The organism is Paractinoplanes toevensis (assembly GCF_018332695.1).
In the GTDB taxonomy this organism is placed as follows: domain Bacteria; phylum Actinomycetota; class Actinomycetes; order Mycobacteriales; family Micromonosporaceae; genus Actinoplanes; species Actinoplanes toevensis.
On record NZ_BOQN01000083.1, the window covers coordinates 42951 to 60198 of the forward strand.

Here is a 17248-nt window from a genome sequence, read left to right on the forward strand (position 1 = left end):
GCTAATCACCTACCTGCCCCGCGCGCGGCGGATCGGCTGCGGCCCGGGATCCTTGGGAGTGCCGGCGAGCGCGCCGAGCGCCGCCACGAAAGCGGCCCGGTCGGCCGGCGACAGGGCACCGAGCGCCTCGGCGTGCACCCGATCGACGATCCGCTGCCCCTCCTCGGCGGCCGCGCGCCCTTTGTCGGTGACCGCGATGATCCGGGCCCGCCGGTCGGTGGCCGACGGCCGGCGCTCGGCCAGCCCGCGCTGCTCGAGGTCGTCAACGGTGCTGACCATGGTCGTCTTGTCGAGGTCGGCCAAGGCGGCCAGCTGGATCTGGGTGCGATCCTCCTGGAGCGCATGAATCAGCACACACTGCATGCGCGGCGTCAGGTCGATATCGGCGAGCGCCGCCCCCAGTCGGTTGGAGAGCGCATGCCCGGCCATGTTGAGCAGCCCGGTGATGTCCCGCTCGGTCCGTTCGGGTGCGCCGGTCCGGTCAGGTGCTGCTGTGCGTTCGCGTGCTGCCATGCGGGCAATCCTATCCCCGGATCATCCGATAGCGGATGATCCGAGCGCGGGACGACCGCCGCGGCCGGCCGGCGCGGGTCGCTGAGTCAGGACGTCGGCGGGTCGGCCGGCCTGGCTCGCTGCGGGTGGATCGTCTCGTGCCGGGCCAGCATCGCCACGAACTCGGCGATCTTCCGGGTGCGCGTCTCGGCCCGCTTGACGGCATTGACCCGGCCGATGAGGGAGAAGCGGTTGGTGCTGGTGAGCACGTCGAACATCGCCTGCGCCGCCGGGTCGGCGGCGATCGCGGCCAGCAGGTCGGCCGGCACCTCCGCTTCGGACGGCGGCGCATAGGCGGCCGTCCACCGCCCGTCGGCCTTCGCGGCGTCCACCGAGGCGCGGCCGGCGGGCAGCATCAGGCCGGCCGCCTCGAGCCGGGCCACGTTGGCGACGTTGCGCTGGGACCAGATGCTGCGCGGCCGGCGTGGGGTGAACCTTCGCCAGGAACTCTCTTCGTCGCGCTTGCGGGCCTGCCCGTCGATCCAGCCGAAGCACAGTCCCTCGTCGACCGCCTGCTGCCAGGTCAGCGTGGTGACGGAGCCACCCTTCCGGGTCAGAGCGAGCCACACGCCAGGTGAGGCGGTGTGATTGTCCAGCAGCCACGCGCGTAGCGCCGCACTGTCGGCCACGATCAACTCGTCCAGTTCGGTTCCTGCCACGACCGCAGGTTAGTCGTGCGGCCTAACCTGTCCGCATGCGACGCTTCCAGGATGAGGACCTCACCGGCGCGGAATTCCGCGAGTGCGACCTGAGCAGAGCGCGGTTGGTCGGCGTGGTCATGCAGGACGTCGAGATCGACGGCCTGGTCACCAATCTTGTGGTCAACGGGGTCGAGGTGATGGCGTACGTCGAGGCCGAGCTCGACCGTCGTCACCCGGTGCGGCTGCTGATCCGCTCAGATCAGCCGGACGACCTGCGCGAGGCCTGGCGGCAACTGCGCGACGATTGGGCGACGACCACCGAGCGAGTCCGGTCCATGCCCGAGAACAGCGAGCATCACGGCGTCGACGGCGAGTGGTCGATGGTCGAAACTCTGCGCCACCTCGTCTTCGTGCACGACTCCTGGTTCCGGCGCTGCGTGCTCGGGCTCACCGAGCCGTTCACGGCCATGGGACTGGGTCCACCGGTCGTCATGGACCGGGCGGACGGGCTCGACCCGTCCGCCCGGCCGAGCCTCGACGAGGTGCTCGCCGTGCGGTTGCGGCAGGCGTCGGAGATCGAGGCATGGCTGGCCGAGGTCACGCCTGATCAGCTCGCGAAGACCGCGCCGATCCCGGACGACGACCGATGGCCGCCGTACGCCAAGGGGCGGACAGTGCGGCAATGCCTCGGCACCGTGCTCAACGAGGAATGGGCGCACCACCGGTTCTGCCGGCGTGACCTGGACAAGCTTTCGCATCGTTGACCCGGGACGACCGGCGGACCTGCCCCCGTGCCGGCCCGCCGGCCGCGATCGAGCCGCAAGGTCAGGCGAGCGCGGCCCAGGTCGGGGCGAACGGCCGCACCCGCAGCGGCATCCGTGCCTCGGACGGCGTCCGGTTGCCCTTGCGGTTGTTGCAGCGGCCGCAGGCGGCCACCGTGTTGGTCCATTCGTTGGCGCCGCCGCGCGAGCGGGGCAGCACGTGGTCGATGGTGGAGGCGGCGGCGCCGCAGTAGGCGCAGGCGCGGTGGTCGCGGGCCAGCACGCCGGCGCGGGACCACATCGGGCCGCGGCTGTGCCACCAGCGGGTCACCACGTAACTGACCAGCCGCACCACCGTCGGCATCGGATAGACGCCGATCTGCCGGTCGGGCTCGGCCTCGTGCACGACGGCCACCTGCCGGAACAGCATGCGGACGGCGTGCCGGAGGCTGACCCGGTGCAGCGGTCCGAAGTCGGCGTTGAGAACAAGTACCGCGCTCATCGTGGCCACCTCCCCGCGTGACTGAGCGATGACACCACGGTAGGAAAGCGCTCTACCCAGGACAACCGATTAATGATCACCGAGGTCTCGGCGGACGGCGATCAGCAGCTGCAGCAGGCCGGCTCCGGCCAGCGCGACCCAGATGATCATCGCGACCGTGACCAGTTGCGACAGTGCGAAGCCGAGCAGCAGGCCGAAGATCGCCACGAGCACCCGGGTGGGCCGTTCGGCAACCGTCACGACGCCGATCTCGGTCATTCCGGCGGAGGCGGCGCGGGCCCGTGCGTACTCCTGGAGCCAGCTCGCCGCTCCCGCCGCGACCACCAGCCCGCCCGGCGCTCCAGCCAGCCAGAAGGCGTAGAGCCAGGCGGCCTCGCCGAGCCGGTCGGCCACCGAGTCGTAGACGTAGCCGAGCCGGCTGGCCCGGTCGGTGATCACCGCGACGGCGCCGTCGAGCCCGTCGGCGAGTGCCGCCAGCAGCACCAGCACCGCGCCGGCGAGCAGACCCGCGCGGCCCAGGCTCACCGCGCCGGGCACGCACAGACACAGGACCAGCCCGGCGGTGGTCACCGCCGAGGGCCCGATGCGCTTACCGCCGAGCCAGGATCCGATTTTGTACGCCGTGAGCACCCAACCCCGCACCACGGGAGAGGCGGTGGCCGGGTCGAATCCGCCGTGCAGCCTCGACCAGGCGGCGCAGTATTCGGCCCAGGTCACCGCGGGTCAGGCGGCCGCGGCGACCGAGGAGGGGGTGAGCAGCTGCCACACCTCACGGGTCGCGGTGGAGCGGTTGAGCGTGATGAAGTGAATGCCGGGCACGCCCTCGTCGAGCAGTTTCTGGCACATCTGCGCGCACACCTCGATGCCGAGCTCGCGCACCGCGGCCTCGTCGCCGGCGATCCGCTCGAACCGCTCGAGCAGCTTGGGCGGGAAGGGCGCGCCGGACAGCTGGGAGGACCGCTCGATGGTGGCCATCCTGGTCACCGGCATCACGCCGGGCACGATCGGGGTCGGGCAGCTCGCCGCGGCCACCCGGTCGCGCAGCCGGAGGTATTCGTCGGCGTCGAAGAACATCTGGGTGATCGCGAAGTCGGCGCCGGCCCGGCACTTGCGCACGAAGTTGGCGGTGTCGCTGTCGATGTCGCCCGAGCGGGGGTGCTTGTAGGGGAACGCGGCCACACCCACGCTGAAGTCGCCCGACTCCTTGACCAGCCGGACCAGGTCTTCGGCGTAGAGGACGCCCTCGGGGTGGCGCACCCACTCGCCCATCGGGTCGCCCGGCGGGTCGCCGCGCACCGCGAGGACGTTGCGGATGCCGGCGCCGGCCAGCCGGCCGATCACGTTGCGCAGCTCGGCGACCGAGTGGTTGACCGCGGTCAGGTGGGCCATCGGCAGCAGGGTGGTCTCGGTGGCGACCCGTTCGGTGACGGCGACCGTGGTGTCGCGGGTGGTGCCGCCGGCGCCGTAGGTGATCGAGACGAAACTCGGCCGCAGCGGCTCCAACTCGCGGATGGCCTGCCACAGCAGCCTCTCGCCCTCGGCCGTCTTGGGCGGGAAGAACTCGAACGAGAAGGTCGGCGGGCCGCTCCGGCTCAGCCCAGCGCGGATCAGGTCACCGATCGCCGGTGTGCCGGGAAGACGTGAGGGAAGTCCGAGAGCCACGTCAGGAACTCTACCGGCCGGACGTCGGTTAGCGTTTGCCCGTGACCTCCCCTGTCGAAGTGGCCGGCCTGCTACTCCGGGTCGACAAGGCCCTCAGCGCGTTCCTGGCCGGGCAGCGCACCCGGCTGGCCGGCATCGACCCGGCCCTCGCCGACGTGTCCGACGCGCTGGAGGCGTTCGTGCTGGGCGGCGGCAAGCGGCTGCGCCCGGCGTTCGCCTACTGGGGTTACCGGGGTGCCGGCGGTGCCGACGGCGACGAGGTGGTGGCGGCGGTGGCGGCCCTGGAGCTGGTGCAGGCGAGCGCGCTGATCCACGACGACCTGATGGACCGCTCGGACACCCGGCGCGGCGAACCGTCGGTGCACCGCCGGTTCGAGAGCCGGCACGCCGAAGCCGGCTGGCGCGGGGCGGCCGGGTCGTTCGGCGATGCCGCGGCGGTGCTGCTCGGCGACCTGTCACTGGTCTGGTCGGACGAGCTGCTGCACACCTCCGGGCTGGGCCCGGACGAGCTGACCCGGGCCCGCCCGGTCTTCGACGAGATGCGCACCGAGGTGACCGTGGGTCAATATCTCGACGTCCTCACCCAGGCGACCGCGGACACCTCCCTGGAGCGGGCCGGCAAGGTGGCCCGATTCAAGGCGGCGAAGTACACGGTCGAGCGGCCGCTGCTGCTGGGCGCGGCGATCGCGGGGGCGCCGGCCGGGGTGCACGAGGCGTACACCGCCTTCGGTCTGCCGTTGGGTGAGGCTTTTCAGCTGCGTGACGATGTGCTCGGCGTGTTCGGTGACCCGTCGCAGACCGGCAAGCCGGCCGGCGACGACCTGCGCGAGGGGAAGCGGACGTACCTGGTGGCGGCGGCGTTCGGTGCCCTCGACGACGGCGCCCGGGACGAACTGGACAAAGGGCTCGGCGACCAGTCGCTCACCGACGACGGCGTGCAGCGCCTGCGCGCGCTGATCCGGGACAGCGGCGCGCTCAGGGCCACCGAGCAGCGGATCGACGACCTGATGACCGCGTCTCTGTCGGCCCTGGAAGCGGCGCCGATCGACGAGGAGGCACGGACGGTCCTGCGCGCGCTCGCAGACGCGGCCACCCGCCGCACCGTCTAGATCGCGCAACGGACCGCCCAGCCCGGCGCATTGCGCCGGAAATCTCGGAAAATTTGGTGATGGTCAGCGGCGGATCTTGCGCAGCAGCGCGGAGCCTTCGCCCGCGCGGGGCGTGCGTTGCACGCCGCGGCGGCCCCACCAGACCCAGAGATCCAAGGTCAGCAGAACCAGGGCAAAACCGAAAACCAGGTCTTCGACCGGGGCGTACGCGATCCGCAGGCCCAGAATCGCGTCGGGGTCGTACATCACGATGTTCCGGCCGGTCAGGATGCCGTTCGAGAGCAGCTGGAAGGTGATGATGATCGGGTAGGTGGCCCAGAAGACCGCCCGGCGCACCAGCCGCACCCGCAGCACGAACAGGTCCAGGACGATCGCGGCCAGGGCACCGGTCACCGCGGCGGCCGTGTAGGTCACTCGTCACCGGCCGGCTTGCCCAGGACGGCGCGGACCGCCTCGAAGCCGAGGATCGCGCAGACCGGAACCACCGCGAAGAACAGCACCTCGTCGAGCGGCAGGCCACCCGGGAAGACGATGCCGGTGGTCTGGGCCGGGTCGAAGTGCCAGTGGCCGGCGGCGATCGCGGCCAGGTCCCACAGGACGAAGACGATCACCACCGGGACGACGGCCAGCAACAGTCGCCGCCACCGGCGGAAGACGTGCACCCGCAGCACGGGTTCGAGCCAGCTCGCCGCACCGAGGCAGCCCGCGAGGACCAGCAGGTAGGCGAGGTGCCGCATCAGAAACCCCGGCGCACTAGAAACCGAGGGCCTGCGCCCGCCGTTTCACCTCACGGGCCCGGTCGCCGCCGAGCCCGCGCGCCGGGTTGCCGTCGACGGTCGGATCGGGCTCGTAGAGCCACCGGAGGGCCTCTTCGTCGTTATACCCGGCGTCGCGCAGCAAGTTCAGGACACCCGGGAGGTGCTTGAGCACGGTGCTGTTGGCCACCAGCTCGGCGGGAACCTGGCGGACCCCTTCGTGCTTGACGGCCAGCAGCTGCCCGTCCCGGATCATCTGGTGGACCTTGCTGATCGACACACCGAGTTTCTCGGACAGGTCCGGCAGGTTGACCCAGGCGGCCGGTCCGGCGGTAACAGAATCGCTCACTCCTACAGCGTGCCAGATCGGAGAACGAACGCGATGAGCCTGTTGCGGAGAGTCCGCACCGAGCTGACCGGAGCGTGGCGCTCGGTGCGCTACGACATGGGCCGGCGACCGGTGGAACCACCGTCGGGCGGCCCGGACGTCACGTCGACCGGGATGAACACGTTCGGTGGCTGCATGGTCGCCGATCCGGCACCGGCCGCCCCGGCGCACCGGGCGCGGCGGCCGCGCCGGGCGCTCGCCGTCGCCGGGTTCGGGGTGCTGACCGTGGTCGGCGCGACGGCGGCCTACCTGGGGGTGGTGAACGGGCTCGGGTCGCTGCTGAACGAGACGTCGGCGGCCGCGGACACGGTGCCGTCGCCACCGGCGGCGACCACCACGTTCACCCCGAATGCCGGGATCGGCGAGGGTCCCGTGGCGGCGGTGCCCAGCTCACCCCGTACCCAGGCAGCCGGCGCGTTGCCGGCGGCGGAGGCACCCGGCCCGGCCACGACGGTTCCCGTCCCGCCGGTGGCGCCGCAGCCGGAAAAGGTGAGTCCGATTCGGACGACACAAACCACCAAACCCGGATGTCTCTGCGACAACCCGCCGGTGCCCACGCCGACGGTGCCCAGCTCACCGGCATCGCCGAGCCCGTCCGGCAGCGCGTCGCCGAGCGGTTCCGTCTCACCCAGCGAGACCTCGGCCACACCCTCCGATTCGGTCCAACCCAGCGAATCCCCCGATTACCGGCATCGGCACCGCAGACACTAAATCGCCTTTTGTCGGGGCAGACGAGGAGCAGGCGATGGGCTGACCAGTGGCTGACCGGTGGCGGACGGCCGGTGAAAGCCGCTGGTCAGGATCGCGGGCGTACCCGTTTGGACTCAGCTATGACATCCTGGTCTGCCCCCACGCGAAAGACACATACACTTCACGCCGATGGACACCACAGTCGCCGACACGCTGATCGGCACGACGATTGACGGCCGCTACCGGATCACCGGTCGCGTGGCCCGTGGTGGCATGGCGACCGTCTACACGGCCACCGACCAGCGACTCGAGCGCACCGTGGCTTTGAAGATCATTCACCCGTCGCAGGCGACCAATGTCCACTTCGTGGACAGGTTCACCGACGAGGCCAAGACGATCGCCCGGCTCACCCACCCCAACGTCGTGGCCGTGTATGACCAGGGCCGCCACCAGGGCCTGCCCTACCTGGTGATGGAGTACGTGCAGGGTCGCACCCTGCGGGACGTGCTCAGCCAGCGCCGTCGCCTCAACCCCACCGAGGCCTGCGCGATCCTCGAGCAGATGCTCGCCGCGATCGCCGCCGCCCACCGGGCCGGCCTGGTCCACCGCGACGTCAAGCCGGAAAATGTCCTGGTCGCCGAGGCGCCCAGCGGCGGCGCCGGCAACCTGGTCGACGCCGTGGTCAAGGTGGCCGATTTCGGCCTGGCCCGGGCCGTCGAGGCGAGCAGCGTCGACGACTCCGGCCAGCTGATGGCGACCGTGGCCTACGTCGCGCCCGAGCTGGTCACCGACGGGCACGCGGACGCCCGCACCGACGTCTACTCGGCCGGCATCGTGCTCTACGAGATGCTCAGCGGCCAGGTCCCGTTCGACGGCGACGACCCGGTCGAGGTCGCCTGGCAGCACGTCGACAACGACGTGCCGCCCCCGTCCAAGATCGTCAAGGGTGTCCCCAAGGCGCTCGACGACCTGGTCGCGCGGGCCACCCGCCGCGACCCGGGCGCCCGGCCGACCGACGCCGGCGCCCTGCTCGCCGAGGTCCAGGCGGTGCGCGACGACCTGGGCGCGGCCAACGTCGAGACGGCACTGCTGCGCCAGGTGCCGCACTCCCGGCACGCCGACGCCGACGCGACCGCCATGGTCCCGGCCATCACCGACGGCTACCACCCCGACCGCCCCAGCTGGGCGCGGTTGCCCGAGCAGAGCCGCAACACCCAGGTCTACCGGCGTGGCGACGCGGCCCTGGGGCGCACCCGTGGCTTCGACCGCCGGCGCATCCTGCTGTCCACGGCCATCGCGATCATGGTGCTGGTGGTCATCGGCAGCACCTGGTGGGTGACCCTGGGCCGCTACACCGAGGCGCCGACCATGGTCAACATGACCAAGGAGCAGGCCGACCTGTTCGCCCGGCAGAACAACTTCGAGCTGTTCTACGCCGACGGCGCCTACAGCGAGACCGTCCCCAAGGACACCGTGGTCAGCCAGAACCCGGCGGCGAAGGCGCGGATCGTCAACGGCGGCCGGATCACGCTCGTGCTGTCGCTGGGCCCGGAGCGGTTCGACGTGCCCGACCTGGCCGGGCTCGAGTTGACCGCGGCCAAGGCCGAGCTCGACCAGAACGGCCTGAAGGTCAAAGAGGGCACCGCGCAGTACAGCGACACCGTCCCCGAGGGCGCGGTGGTCTCCACCGACCCGGCGAAGGGCACCGAGCTCAAGCGGGGCGACACGGTCACCGTCGTGGTCAGCAAGGGCCGCGCCCCGATCCAGGTGCCCGACCTGGTCGGCAAGAACATCAACGACGCCCGCAACGAGTTGCAGAGGCTCGGCCTGACCGCCGTCGAGCGTTACAAGGACAGCGACCAGCCGGCCGACACGGTCATCGCGCAGAGCCCCAAGCCGGCCACCGGCGCGGCCAAGGACGCCGAGGTCACCCTGGACGTGAGCAAGGGCCCGCCGCTGGTCGCCGTGCCCGACCTCAACAACCAGCCCTGCCAGCAGGCCGCGGGCACACTGCAGGGGCTCAACCTGCGGGTGCGGATCGAGGGCTTCAACCAGAACGGTTTCGTGCGCCAGCAAAGTCCGGTGAACACCCAGGTGCCGCCGCAGACCGAGGTGGTCATCGCGTGCTTCTAGATCGGCCCATCGGCTCGCACACCAAAACCTCGGGCGGGCTGGCCAAGGCCGCTCTGCCATACGTGGACGCCGCCGGGTCGGAGACGCTTCAGGTGTACGTCTCCAACTCGCGGGGCTGGGCGCTGCCGCCCGGCGACCCGAAGCAGGACACCCTGTTCCGCGACGGGATCGGCGAGCGCGGCCTCCCGGCGTACATCCATGCCTCTCTGCTGGTGAACTTGGGTTCGCCGACCGACCTGACCGTCGAACGGTCGATCGCGACGCTGGCCCACGCGCTGGAACGCGGCCGGGCGATCGGCGCGGCCGGGGTGGTCTACCACGCGGGCAGCTCGGTCGATCCGGAGCACGACGCGAAGGCGATGCACCAGCTGCGCGAGGCGCTGCTGCCGCTGCTCGACGACGCGGCCGCCCGTGGCCTGCCGAAACTGCTGGTCGAGCCGAGCGCCGGCGGCGGCCGCAGCCTGGCGTCGAAGGTGCAGGACCTGGGCCCCTACCTGGCGGCCGTGGAGCAGCACCCGTGGATGGGCGTCTGCTTCGACACCTGCCACGCCTGGGCGGCCGGGCACGACCTGGCCACCCCGGGCGGGATGACGGCGACCCTGGACGCGCTGATCGACACGGTCGGTGCCGGCCGCCTGATGCTGATCCACGCCAACGACTCGAAGGACGAGTGCGGCTCGACCCGCGACCGGCACGAGACGATCGGCCGGGGCCGCATCGGCGAGGCCGCGTTCGCCGAGCTGATGACCCACCCGGCGGTGGCCGGCGTCCCGGTGATCGTGGAGACGCCGACGGTCGAGCACGAGGGCCACGCGGCCGACATCGCCCTGCTCAAGTCGCTGCGCTGAGCATCGCCGAGAGCCGGGCCGCCGGGCCGTCGTCGGCGCGCAGCGACAGCAGCTCCACCCGGTGGACCAGCCGGGCCACCGGCACGCCGACCAGGCCGTCGTGCGCGGCGACCAGCGGCTCGGGCAGCACGGCCAGGCCGTGCCCGGCGGCGATCAGACCGGTCAGCACGGTGACGTCGCAGCCGTCGTAGCGCAGGCTCGCCCGCAGGCCGTCGACCGGCAGCCGGGTGAACGGCGCGATCTCCGGAGCGTCGATCCAGTACGCGTCGGCCAGGTCGGTGAGGTCGACCCGCCGGCGCCCGCGCAACGGGTGGCCGGCCGGCACCGCCACGACGGCCGGGCTCTCGGCGACACCGATCGAGCGGGGACCGCCGGCCCCGGGCTCGGGCAGGCGCAGCGGATCGTTGGGTGCGGTGAACCCGTCGAGCAGGCCCAGGTCGTACTCGCCGGTCGCCACCGCCTCGACGATCCGGTCCCGGCCGGCGACCCGGACGTGGGTGCGGAGCGGCGTCGAGTCGGCGCGGATCGTGGCGAGGGCGGTGGCCACCGGCGCGGCCCAGGCCAGCGGGGTGAGGCCCAGGTCGAGACGGCCCGGGGCGAGCGCGCGGGTCACGTCGGCGCGGGCCGCCTCCAGGCGGACCAGGATCAGGGCCGCGTGCCGCCGCAACCGTTCACCGGCCGGGGTCAGCGCGACCGGGCGACGGGTCAGCAGCGGCGTGCCGAGGTCGGCCTCGAGGGTGGCGATCTGCTGCGAGACGGCCGACTGGGTGTACCTGAGGGTCTGGGCGGCCGCCGAGAACGAGCCGGTGTCGGCCACGGCGAGGAACGTGCGGAGCAGGTGCGGATCCACATCAGCGATGCTAATGGAACCGGTACCAATCATCGTTGGACCTTATGTTCGGGGCCGGGCAGCATCGGGACATGATTTCGATTGCCCTGGTCGGTGACCGGTCGCCCGCCGTGCGAGCCCATTCGCGCATCCCCGCCATCCTCGACGCGCTGCGCGAGGAGGAACAGATCGACCTCGACGCGTACTGGATCCCGTCCCCCGACGCGGCCGACCCGGCCGCCCTGCACGGCTACGCCGGGATCTGGCTGGCACCCGGCAGCCCGTACCGCAGCGAAGCCGGCGCCGTGACCGCCGCGCACACCGCCCGCACCGCCGGGATCCCGTTCCTCGGCACCTGCGGCGGCTTCCAGCACGCCATGCTGGAGTTCGCCCGCAACGTCTGTGACCTGCCCGATGCCCGGCACGCCGAGAACGAGGAGGGGCCCGGCACCGACGCGCTGATCGCCGAGCTGTCCTGCTCGCTGGTCGGCCACGAGGGTGCGATCAACCTGGACGCCGGCTCCCGCATCGAGGAGCTGCTGGGCGCGAGCCGCACGGTGGAGCGCTACCACTGCAGCTACGGCATCGCGGCCGGCTACATCGACCTGCTCGCCGCGCACGGCATGCGTTTCTCCGGGCACGACGATTCCGGCGAGGTGCGCGTGGCCGAACTGCCCGGGCACCCGTTCTTCCTGGCCACGCTCTTCCAGCCGGAGCTGCACACGGACGGCGTACACCCGGTGATCCGTGGTTTCGCCCACGCTGCGGTGTCGCTGAGTAGCGGTCAGGAGCTTGCCGCTGGATGATGAGCCGATGCTCGCGATGGAGGCGGTTCGCCGGCTGCTCGCGCTGAGGCACGGGCGGGCCGAAGATCTGCCCGTCGTGCTGGCGCGGGCCGCTCCACTGCTGGATGCCAATTCGGCGGGCGTGCTGCTCATCGACTACGGCCAGCTGTCCCTGTGCCCGCTGCACGGCAGCACGGACGGCGATCTGGGACCGCAGGCGGTGGAGGCGACCGCCGCCGGGCGGTGCTTCATCACCGCGACCGAGACCCACGACGACGGGCACCTCTGGCTGCCGCTGCTGCACGGCGCCGAACGGCTCGGCGTCCTCGGGCTGGGCTTCAAGGAGATGCCGTCGGCCGCGGTCCGGCACGACCTCGAGGTTATCGCGGCCCTGGTGGCCGAGCTGATCGCGAGCCGCCGCTTCTACGGTGACGCGGTCGAGCACACCCGGCGCCGCCTGCCCATGCAACTGGCCGCCGAGATCATCTGGAACCAGCTGCCGCCGCTGACCTGCGCGGTCGACGGCACCGTGGTGACCGCGGTCCTGGAACCCTGCTACGACGTCGGCGGAGACGCGTTCGACTACGCGGTCAATGGCGACGTGCTGCACGTCGGGTTGTTCGACACGGTCGGGCACGGCATCAGCGCCAGCGCCCTGACCACGCTGACCCTCAACACCTACCGCAACGCCCGCCGGTCCGGCCTGTCGCTCGCCGACACCTGCCGCTCGATCGACAAGTGGATCAATGCGCAGTACCCCGGCAGTTTTGTCACCGCGCTGCTCGTCGAGCTGGACACCGCGACCGGCCACTACCGGCGGATCAGCGCCGGCCACCCGGCCGAACTGCTGCTGCGCGACGGCCGTCTGCTGCCGGCGCTGCGCACGCCGACGGCACTGCCGCTCGGCCTCGGTCACATGCTCGGCCGCGCCCCGGGCATCACCGAGCAGCAGCTCGAGCCGGGCGACACGCTGGTCCTCTACACCGACGGCATCACCGAGGCCCGGGACGCGAACGGCGTCCTGTTCGGCCCGGACCGGCTGTCCGACTTCATGATCACGGCGTTGAAGGGGGGCCTGACGGCCCCGGAGATCATGCGCCGCCTGGTGCACACCATCGTGACGTACGAGGACGGCGAGCTCCGCGACGACGCCACCGCCGCGATGCTCCAGTGGCAGCACTAGGCCGGCGCCGACACGCCCGCCACCAGCGCCAGCCGGAACCGGCTCTCGTCCTCGGTGTCCGGGACGACGGTGAGGATCACAACCTTCAGGTCCGCGTCGCCGTCCGACATGACGTCGCAGTCCACCTCGATCGGCCCCACCACGGGATGCTGGACGACCTTGTGGTCCTCGCGGTGCGCGCCCACCGACCCGGCCGACCACAGCTCGGCGAACCGCCGGTTACCTTCGGTCAGCGACCGGATCAGCCGGGTCAGCCGCGGGTTGCCCGGGAAACGGCCGGTGGCCCGGCGCAGGTCGGACACGACGGCCGCTTCCACCTCGTCGGGGGCGTGCGAGACGACCGGCCACTGCGACATGTACGGACCGCCGTCGTCGCCCACCGGGAAGGTGTCGCGGGCGAAGTTGCGCAGCGGCACCGGCACCGAGGACGGGTCGCCGAGCAGCGCCGCCCAGCCCCGGTTCCACCAGATCAGCTGCCAGTCCGCGGCGAACACGGCCACCGCCGCGTCGCCGAGCCGGTTGAGGGCACGCCGCAGGCCGGGCGGGATGTGCTCGGAGATCTGGCCGCCGGTCGGCGGGACCAGACCGGCCAGCCGGTACAGATGGTCGCGTTCGGCCACGGTGAGCTGCAGTGCCCGCGCCAGCGCGGCCACCACCTGCGCCGACGGCGAGGTGAAACGGCCCTGCTCCAGGCGTACGACGTAGTCCACCGAGATGCCGGCCAGGTCGGCGAGCTCCTCCCGGCGCAGCCCGGCGGCCCGGCGGGAACGCCCGGCCGGCAGTCCCGCCGCCGCCGGGGAGAGCCGATCGCGCCAGGCCCGCAGGGTCACGCCGAGTTCCATGCCGGCAATTCTCGCGCGGGGCCACGGCCCGAGGGTGGTAACGCTGTTCTCTGGATGACTCCGCCGGCCGCGCCGACCATGGACGCATGACCATCACCTTCATCACCGGGGCCAACAAGGGCCTCGGCCGCGAGACCGCCCGCCGCCTCATCGACCAGGGCCACACCGTGTTGCTCGGCGCCCGCGACGAGAAAGCCGGCCGCGCGGCAGCCGCCGAACTCGGTGCCCGCTTCGTCGAGATCGACGTCACCGACGACGCGTCGGTCACCGCGGCAGCCGCCGACGTCGAACAGCACGAGGGCCGGATCGACGTACTGATCAACAACGCCGGCGTGCAAGGTCCCTTCGGCGACCCGAGCGGCCTGACCGGCGCCGACGTCCTGGGCGTGCTCGACGTCAACGTCGTCGGGGTGGTGCGGGCCAGCACCGCGTTCCTGCCGCTGCTGCGGCGCTCGGCCGACCCGGTCATCATCAACGTCAGCAGCTCGATGGGCTCGCTCGCCGCCACCCACGACCCGACCCGCGCCGAATCGAAGGTGATCGTCCCCGCCTACACGGCCTCGAAGGCGGCCCTGACCATGCTGACCACCCAGTACGCCAAGGCGCTGCCGGACATCCGGATCAACGCGGCCGACCCCGGTTACACGGCGACCGATCTCAACGGCAACTCCGGCCCGCAGACCGTCACCGAGGGCACCGACGCGATCGTCACCCTGGCCACCGAGGGCCCGGGCCACGGCTCCGGCCGCTTCATCGACCGCGACGGCGAGATCACCTGGTCGTGAGCGGTGCGGGGCCGGTGCTGATCGTGGCGAGGACGGCATCGAGGCCGCGCTCGAACAGCTCGTCGTCGGTCCAGCGACCGGGATCGAGATGCCCGGAGGCATTGAGGACGGGATAGGCCGTCGGGCTCGCCGTGATGTGCCGCCGGGCCTGGGCGTGCTCGCCGCCCGCCTGCCGGAAGGTTGCCTCGGTCAGGGCCGCGCCGATCACATAGTTGGCCAGGAGCCGAGTGGTCACCGCCAACTCCAGCTCGGCGAGGCCGCCCCGCGACAGCGCGGACTGCAGGAACTCGGTGCGGGCGAGGACGTGGGGTCCGAGCATCGGCCGGCCGATCAGGTTCGGAGCCCAGGGATGGCGGAGCATGGCAGCCCGCCAGTTCCGGATCAGGCTCCGCACGTCATTTCGCCAGTCGGTCGTGGCGGCGGGGAGCGGCACATCGCCGAAGATCTGGTCGAGCGCCAGGTCGAGGACGTCCTCCTTGGTCGTCACGTGCCAGTACAGCGCGGTGGCGGTGACGTCGAGGGCCTGGGCGAGGCGCCGCATGGTCAGGCCGCCGGTGCCCAGCTGATCGAGGAGTTGCACGGCGGCGACCACGATGCGTTCCCGGCTCAGCGGGGAGGACCGCTGGGCCGGTGGGTCTTCGCGTAACCAGATCGAGGTGGGCATGCCTTAGTTTAACGGTGTTAAGTTAAGGCATGCCACTGTTGCGCATCCACCTCGAGGCCGATCGCTCCACCGCGCGCCGGGTCATGGAGCTGCATCGGGCCGACCGGATCCATCACGAGTCCCGGGAGGCCGCCCGCGCCGAGGTATGGCGCCGCGGGTGGACGCCGGCCGGGGAGCCGGTCTTCGTCGGCGTCACGAACGGCGAACCCGTCCGGCTCCTCTACGACGTGGAGATCTACTCGGACGCGACTTCCTGAGCGCGGTGACCGCGAGGACGAGCAGGGCCAGGCCGGCCGCCGGCGCCAGGGCGAAGGCGGCGGAGGCACCGGCGCTGTCGGCGAGGCGTCCGGCGACGGCGGCCGCGATCGCCGAACCGGCCGCGCTACTGGAGTTGTTCCAGGTGAACGCCTCGGTCAGCACCGCCGGGTGGACGGACCGTTCGGTGCGGACCGCCAGCAGGACCAGGGTCGGCGGGACCGCCGCCTCGGCGACCACGGCGGCCGCGCCGAGCCAGATCGGCGCCGGCGCGAACGGGAGCAGCAGGGCCGTGCCGGTCAGGTAGGCGCTGACGATGACAAGTTGGACGGCCGTCGGGGCGCGGTGCCGGCGCAGGCCGTAGAGCCAGCCGGACAGCAGCCCGCCGAGGCTCGCGGCCAGGATGATCGGTGCGGCCGCCCCGGGGGTGCCACGGCCGACGGCGAAGGCGCTGATCGCGACGCTCATGGTGCCGAAGTAGAGGCCGACGGCCACGTGCAGGGCGGCGATCAGGAGGACGAAGGCCGGTCGGCCGGTGCGGGTGCCCGGGATGTGGCCGGGCGGCGCGGTGCGGTGCTGAGCGGCCAGGGCGCCGCCGCCGCTCAGGATCAGGGTCGCGGCGACGGCACTGGCCACGGCCGGGTTGCCGGCCGCGCCGAGGGCGGCGACCACGGCCGGCCCGAGGAGGAACGCGGTGGCGTTGGCCAGCGACTCCAGCGAGAAGGCGGTGGGTAGCTCGCCGGCCCGGTCCGCGCGCAGCAGGTGCGCCCAGCGGGCCGCGGAGAGCGCCCCGAACTGGGGTACGGCCGCCCCGGCGCAGGTGGCCGCGGCGATCATCGCGGCCGGTGAACCGGCGGCCAGCACCACCGCGACGGCCGTGCCGTGCGCGGCCAGCAGGAACGGCAGGACGCGGGGCTGGCCGAACCGGTCGATCAGGCGGGCCAGCTGCGGCCCGATCAGGGCCTCGGTGACCGCGAACCCGGCAGTGGCCAGGCCCGCGACGCCGTAGGAGCCGGTGCGGGCGTGCACCAGCCAGATCAGGCCGAGGCCGGTCATGGCGATGCCGACCCGGCCCACGGCGGCGGAGAGGAAGAAGACGGCGGCACCGGGGGTGCGCAGCAACGGGAGATAGGCGGACGACATGGGGTCCTTCGCCGCCGCCGGGCGACGCGGACCACCCGGGGTCGCCGGTGCCGGTGAAACTGGGCGCGACCCGTGGCCCGACCGGGACGCTCTCAGGACTGCGGAGGGGCGGACACACGCCCGCTCCGCCACCCCAGATCGCCGGGCGGAAATGTCTGGCCCGGACCGAGGCGGCACCGGACGACTGACCGGACTGTATCAGCTCCAGCTTGTCAATGAATCATTGACAACTGCTAGAGTAGCCGCGTGGTTGAGCTGACTGATCTGCGGGGGATTCCGGAGCGGCGGGCCCGGCTCGATGCCGAGGAGCTCGCGCTGATCGACCGGGCGCGCCGCGACGGCGCCACCTGGGCCGAGATCGCCGCAGCGCTCGGCCTGACCAGCCGACAGGCGGCGGAGCAGCGGCGATTGCGCTTGGCGGTGACCTTGCGGCCGGTGCGACGAGACCTCGACCAGGCGTACGGCGAAAAGCTCGCCGATCTGCGCGCGGCCACCGTGGAGCTGCATCGGCGCATCGGGGCCGACCGGCGCTGGGATCGCCGGTTCGTGCGGGCCGCCCTGGTGCGCCAGACCCTCTCGGTCGCTCCGGAAGCACCCGGTAGTGCGCTGTATTCGCTGGTCGAAGCGGTTCTTGGTGATCTCGCCGAGGTCGGGCCGGCGCTGCCCGGGCCGACCCGGACAGCGATAGAGCGACTTCGGGCCGCAGCATCGCAGGGTTGAC

At 72.1% G+C, this 17248-nt stretch carries 22 protein-coding genes; 10 read left to right on the plus strand and 12 right to left on the minus strand.

From position 1 onward, the window contains the following. Positions 1 to 9: 9 nt before the first annotated feature. Positions 10 to 513 (minus strand): MarR family winged helix-turn-helix transcriptional regulator, encoded by a 504-nt coding sequence (locus Ato02nite_RS31360; protein ID WP_213010275.1) that lies wholly within the window; start codon positions 511 to 513, stop codon positions 10 to 12. Between the two features lie 86 nt (positions 514 to 599). Continuing rightward, positions 600 to 1211: a YdeI/OmpD-associated family protein gene (locus Ato02nite_RS31365; RefSeq protein WP_213010276.1), complete on the minus strand. Its 612-nt coding sequence runs from the start codon at positions 1209 to 1211 to the stop codon at positions 600 to 602. A gap of 35 nt (positions 1212 to 1246) precedes the next feature. Between Ato02nite_RS31365 and Ato02nite_RS31370 the strand changes: the two genes are divergently transcribed. Then, a complete protein-coding gene (locus Ato02nite_RS31370; RefSeq protein ID WP_213010277.1) occupies positions 1247 to 1957 on the plus strand; it encodes a DinB family protein in 711 nt (236 codons plus the stop codon). Between the two features lie 61 nt (positions 1958 to 2018). On the opposite strand, the gene Ato02nite_RS31375 is transcribed toward Ato02nite_RS31370, so the two are convergent. From Ato02nite_RS31375 to metF, 3 genes are all read right to left on the minus strand, one after another. Beyond that, positions 2019 to 2456: an HNH endonuclease gene (locus Ato02nite_RS31375; protein ID WP_213010278.1), complete on the minus strand. Its 438-nt coding sequence runs from the start codon at positions 2454 to 2456 to the stop codon at positions 2019 to 2021. 69 nt (positions 2457 to 2525) lie between these two features. Then, positions 2526 to 3173: a CDP-alcohol phosphatidyltransferase family protein gene (locus Ato02nite_RS31380; protein WP_213010279.1), complete on the minus strand. Its 648-nt coding sequence runs from the start codon at positions 3171 to 3173 to the stop codon at positions 2526 to 2528. Between the two features lie 6 nt (positions 3174 to 3179). Continuing rightward, a complete protein-coding gene (gene metF / locus Ato02nite_RS31385; protein WP_213010280.1) occupies positions 3180 to 4118 on the minus strand; it encodes a methylenetetrahydrofolate reductase [NAD(P)H] in 939 nt (312 codons plus the stop codon). 41 nt (positions 4119 to 4159) lie between these two features. Here metF and Ato02nite_RS31390 point away from each other — a divergent pair, with 41 nt between their 5' ends. After that, the gene (locus Ato02nite_RS31390; RefSeq protein ID WP_438873085.1) at positions 4160 to 5227 is read left to right on the plus strand and encodes a polyprenyl synthetase family protein; all 1068 of its coding nucleotides are present in this window, start codon (positions 4160 to 4162) and stop codon (positions 5225 to 5227) included. 63 nt (positions 5228 to 5290) lie between these two features. Here the strand turns inward: Ato02nite_RS31390 and Ato02nite_RS31395 are convergent, their stop codons facing one another. The 3 genes from Ato02nite_RS31395 to Ato02nite_RS31405 are packed head-to-tail and all read right to left on the minus strand — an operon-like array spanning position 5291 to position 6331. Then, entirely contained in the window at positions 5291 to 5641 is a 351-nt protein-coding gene (locus tag Ato02nite_RS31395) for a lycopene cyclase domain-containing protein (RefSeq protein WP_213010282.1), read from the minus strand. After that, a complete protein-coding gene (locus Ato02nite_RS31400) occupies positions 5638 to 5964 on the minus strand; it encodes a lycopene cyclase domain-containing protein (protein ID WP_213010283.1) in 327 nt (108 codons plus the stop codon). Before Ato02nite_RS31400 ends, Ato02nite_RS31395 begins: the two co-directional genes overlap by 4 nt. A 16-nt stretch (positions 5965 to 5980) precedes the next feature. Then, positions 5981 to 6331, minus strand: coding sequence for an Rv2175c family DNA-binding protein (locus Ato02nite_RS31405; RefSeq protein ID WP_213010284.1), 351 nt, complete (start codon positions 6329 to 6331; stop codon positions 5981 to 5983). Between the two features lie 33 nt (positions 6332 to 6364). On the opposite strand from Ato02nite_RS31405, the gene Ato02nite_RS31410 reads away from it, so the two are divergent. From Ato02nite_RS31410 to Ato02nite_RS31420, 3 genes are all read left to right on the plus strand, one after another. Then, complete coding sequence (locus Ato02nite_RS31410; protein WP_213010285.1) at positions 6365 to 7081, plus strand: hypothetical protein; 717 nt, start codon at positions 6365 to 6367, stop codon at positions 7079 to 7081. A 168-nt stretch (positions 7082 to 7249) separates the two neighbouring features. Beyond that, entirely contained in the window at positions 7250 to 9193 is a 1944-nt protein-coding gene (pknB, locus tag Ato02nite_RS31415) for a Stk1 family PASTA domain-containing Ser/Thr kinase (protein WP_213010286.1), read from the plus strand. Next, positions 9184 to 10041 (plus strand): deoxyribonuclease IV, encoded by an 858-nt coding sequence (locus Ato02nite_RS31420; protein WP_213010287.1) that lies wholly within the window; start codon positions 9184 to 9186, stop codon positions 10039 to 10041. The genes pknB and Ato02nite_RS31420 overlap by 10 nt, the downstream gene beginning before the upstream one ends. Here the strand turns inward: Ato02nite_RS31420 and Ato02nite_RS31425 are convergent. Continuing rightward, a complete protein-coding gene (locus tag Ato02nite_RS31425) occupies positions 10025 to 10891 on the minus strand; it encodes a LysR family transcriptional regulator (protein WP_213010288.1) in 867 nt (288 codons plus the stop codon). The genes Ato02nite_RS31420 and Ato02nite_RS31425 overlap by 17 nt on opposite strands. A gap of 71 nt (positions 10892 to 10962) precedes the next feature. Between Ato02nite_RS31425 and Ato02nite_RS31430 the strand changes: the two genes are divergently transcribed. Both Ato02nite_RS31430 and Ato02nite_RS31435 read left to right on the plus strand, forming a co-directional pair. Then, on the plus strand, positions 10963 to 11676 hold the full coding sequence (locus Ato02nite_RS31430; RefSeq protein WP_213010289.1) for a CTP synthase C-terminal region-related (seleno)protein: 714 nt from the start codon (positions 10963 to 10965) through the stop codon (positions 11674 to 11676). A 7-nt stretch (positions 11677 to 11683) separates the two neighbouring features. Beyond that, positions 11684 to 12838, plus strand: coding sequence for a PP2C family protein-serine/threonine phosphatase (locus Ato02nite_RS31435; protein WP_213010290.1), 1155 nt, complete (start codon positions 11684 to 11686; stop codon positions 12836 to 12838). On the opposite strand, the gene Ato02nite_RS31440 is transcribed toward Ato02nite_RS31435, so the two are convergent. Then, a complete protein-coding gene (locus Ato02nite_RS31440; RefSeq protein ID WP_213010291.1) occupies positions 12835 to 13680 on the minus strand; it encodes a helix-turn-helix domain-containing protein in 846 nt (281 codons plus the stop codon). The two genes, Ato02nite_RS31435 and Ato02nite_RS31440, sit on opposite strands and share 4 nt — an antisense overlap. Before the next feature lie 86 nt (positions 13681 to 13766). Here Ato02nite_RS31440 and Ato02nite_RS31445 point away from each other — a divergent pair, with 86 nt between their 5' ends. Then, the gene (locus tag Ato02nite_RS31445; protein ID WP_213010292.1) at positions 13767 to 14465 is read left to right on the plus strand and encodes an SDR family NAD(P)-dependent oxidoreductase; all 699 of its coding nucleotides are present in this window, start codon (positions 13767 to 13769) and stop codon (positions 14463 to 14465) included. Here the strand turns inward: Ato02nite_RS31445 and Ato02nite_RS31450 are convergent. Next, complete coding sequence (locus tag Ato02nite_RS31450; protein WP_213010293.1) at positions 14452 to 15129, minus strand: TetR/AcrR family transcriptional regulator; 678 nt, start codon at positions 15127 to 15129, stop codon at positions 14452 to 14454. The two genes, Ato02nite_RS31445 and Ato02nite_RS31450, sit on opposite strands and share 14 nt — an antisense overlap. Before the next feature lie 29 nt (positions 15130 to 15158). Between Ato02nite_RS31450 and Ato02nite_RS31455 the strand changes: the two genes are divergently transcribed. Further along, positions 15159 to 15386 (plus strand): hypothetical protein, encoded by a 228-nt coding sequence (locus Ato02nite_RS31455; protein ID WP_213010294.1) that lies wholly within the window; start codon positions 15159 to 15161, stop codon positions 15384 to 15386. Here Ato02nite_RS31455 and Ato02nite_RS31460 read toward each other — a convergent pair. Further along, complete coding sequence (locus tag Ato02nite_RS31460; RefSeq protein ID WP_213010295.1) at positions 15322 to 16527, minus strand: MFS transporter; 1206 nt, start codon at positions 16525 to 16527, stop codon at positions 15322 to 15324. The two genes, Ato02nite_RS31455 and Ato02nite_RS31460, sit on opposite strands and share 65 nt — an antisense overlap. A 246-nt stretch (positions 16528 to 16773) precedes the next feature. On the opposite strand from Ato02nite_RS31460, the gene Ato02nite_RS31465 reads away from it, so the two are divergent. Then, positions 16774 to 17247: a hypothetical protein gene (locus Ato02nite_RS31465; protein WP_213010296.1), complete on the plus strand. Its 474-nt coding sequence runs from the start codon at positions 16774 to 16776 to the stop codon at positions 17245 to 17247. Position 17248: the final 1 nt, after the last annotated feature.

Excerpts from the sequence above, each read along its gene's own strand:
- Ato02nite_RS31460 (WP_213010295.1), bottom strand. The coding sequence starts at position 16,527 with ATGTCGTCCGCCTATCTCCCGTTGCTGCGCACCCCCGGTGCCGCCGTC.
- Ato02nite_RS31370 (WP_213010277.1), top strand. The coding sequence starts at position 1,247 with ATGCGACGCTTCCAGGATGAGGACCTCACCGGCGCGGAATTCCGCGAG.
- Ato02nite_RS31455 (WP_213010294.1), top strand. The coding sequence starts at position 15,159 with ATGCCACTGTTGCGCATCCACCTCGAGGCCGATCGCTCCACCGCGCGC.
- Ato02nite_RS31410 (WP_213010285.1), top strand. The coding sequence starts at position 6,365 with ATGAGCCTGTTGCGGAGAGTCCGCACCGAGCTGACCGGAGCGTGGCGC.
- Ato02nite_RS31400 (WP_213010283.1), bottom strand. The coding sequence starts at position 5,964 with ATGCGGCACCTCGCCTACCTGCTGGTCCTCGCGGGCTGCCTCGGTGCG.
- Ato02nite_RS31435 (WP_213010290.1), top strand. The coding sequence starts at position 11,684 with ATGCTCGCGATGGAGGCGGTTCGCCGGCTGCTCGCGCTGAGGCACGGG.
- Ato02nite_RS31440 (WP_213010291.1), bottom strand. The coding sequence starts at position 13,680 with ATGGAACTCGGCGTGACCCTGCGGGCCTGGCGCGATCGGCTCTCCCCG.
- Ato02nite_RS31375 (WP_213010278.1), bottom strand. The coding sequence starts at position 2,456 with ATGAGCGCGGTACTTGTTCTCAACGCCGACTTCGGACCGCTGCACCGG.
- Ato02nite_RS31360 (WP_213010275.1), bottom strand. The coding sequence starts at position 513 with ATGGCAGCACGCGAACGCACAGCAGCACCTGACCGGACCGGCGCACCC.
- Ato02nite_RS31445 (WP_213010292.1), top strand. The coding sequence starts at position 13,767 with ATGACCATCACCTTCATCACCGGGGCCAACAAGGGCCTCGGCCGCGAG.
- pknB (WP_213010286.1), top strand. The coding sequence starts at position 7,250 with ATGGACACCACAGTCGCCGACACGCTGATCGGCACGACGATTGACGGC.
- Ato02nite_RS31430 (WP_213010289.1), top strand. The coding sequence starts at position 10,963 with ATGATTTCGATTGCCCTGGTCGGTGACCGGTCGCCCGCCGTGCGAGCC.
- Ato02nite_RS31450 (WP_213010293.1), bottom strand. The coding sequence starts at position 15,129 with ATGCCCACCTCGATCTGGTTACGCGAAGACCCACCGGCCCAGCGGTCC.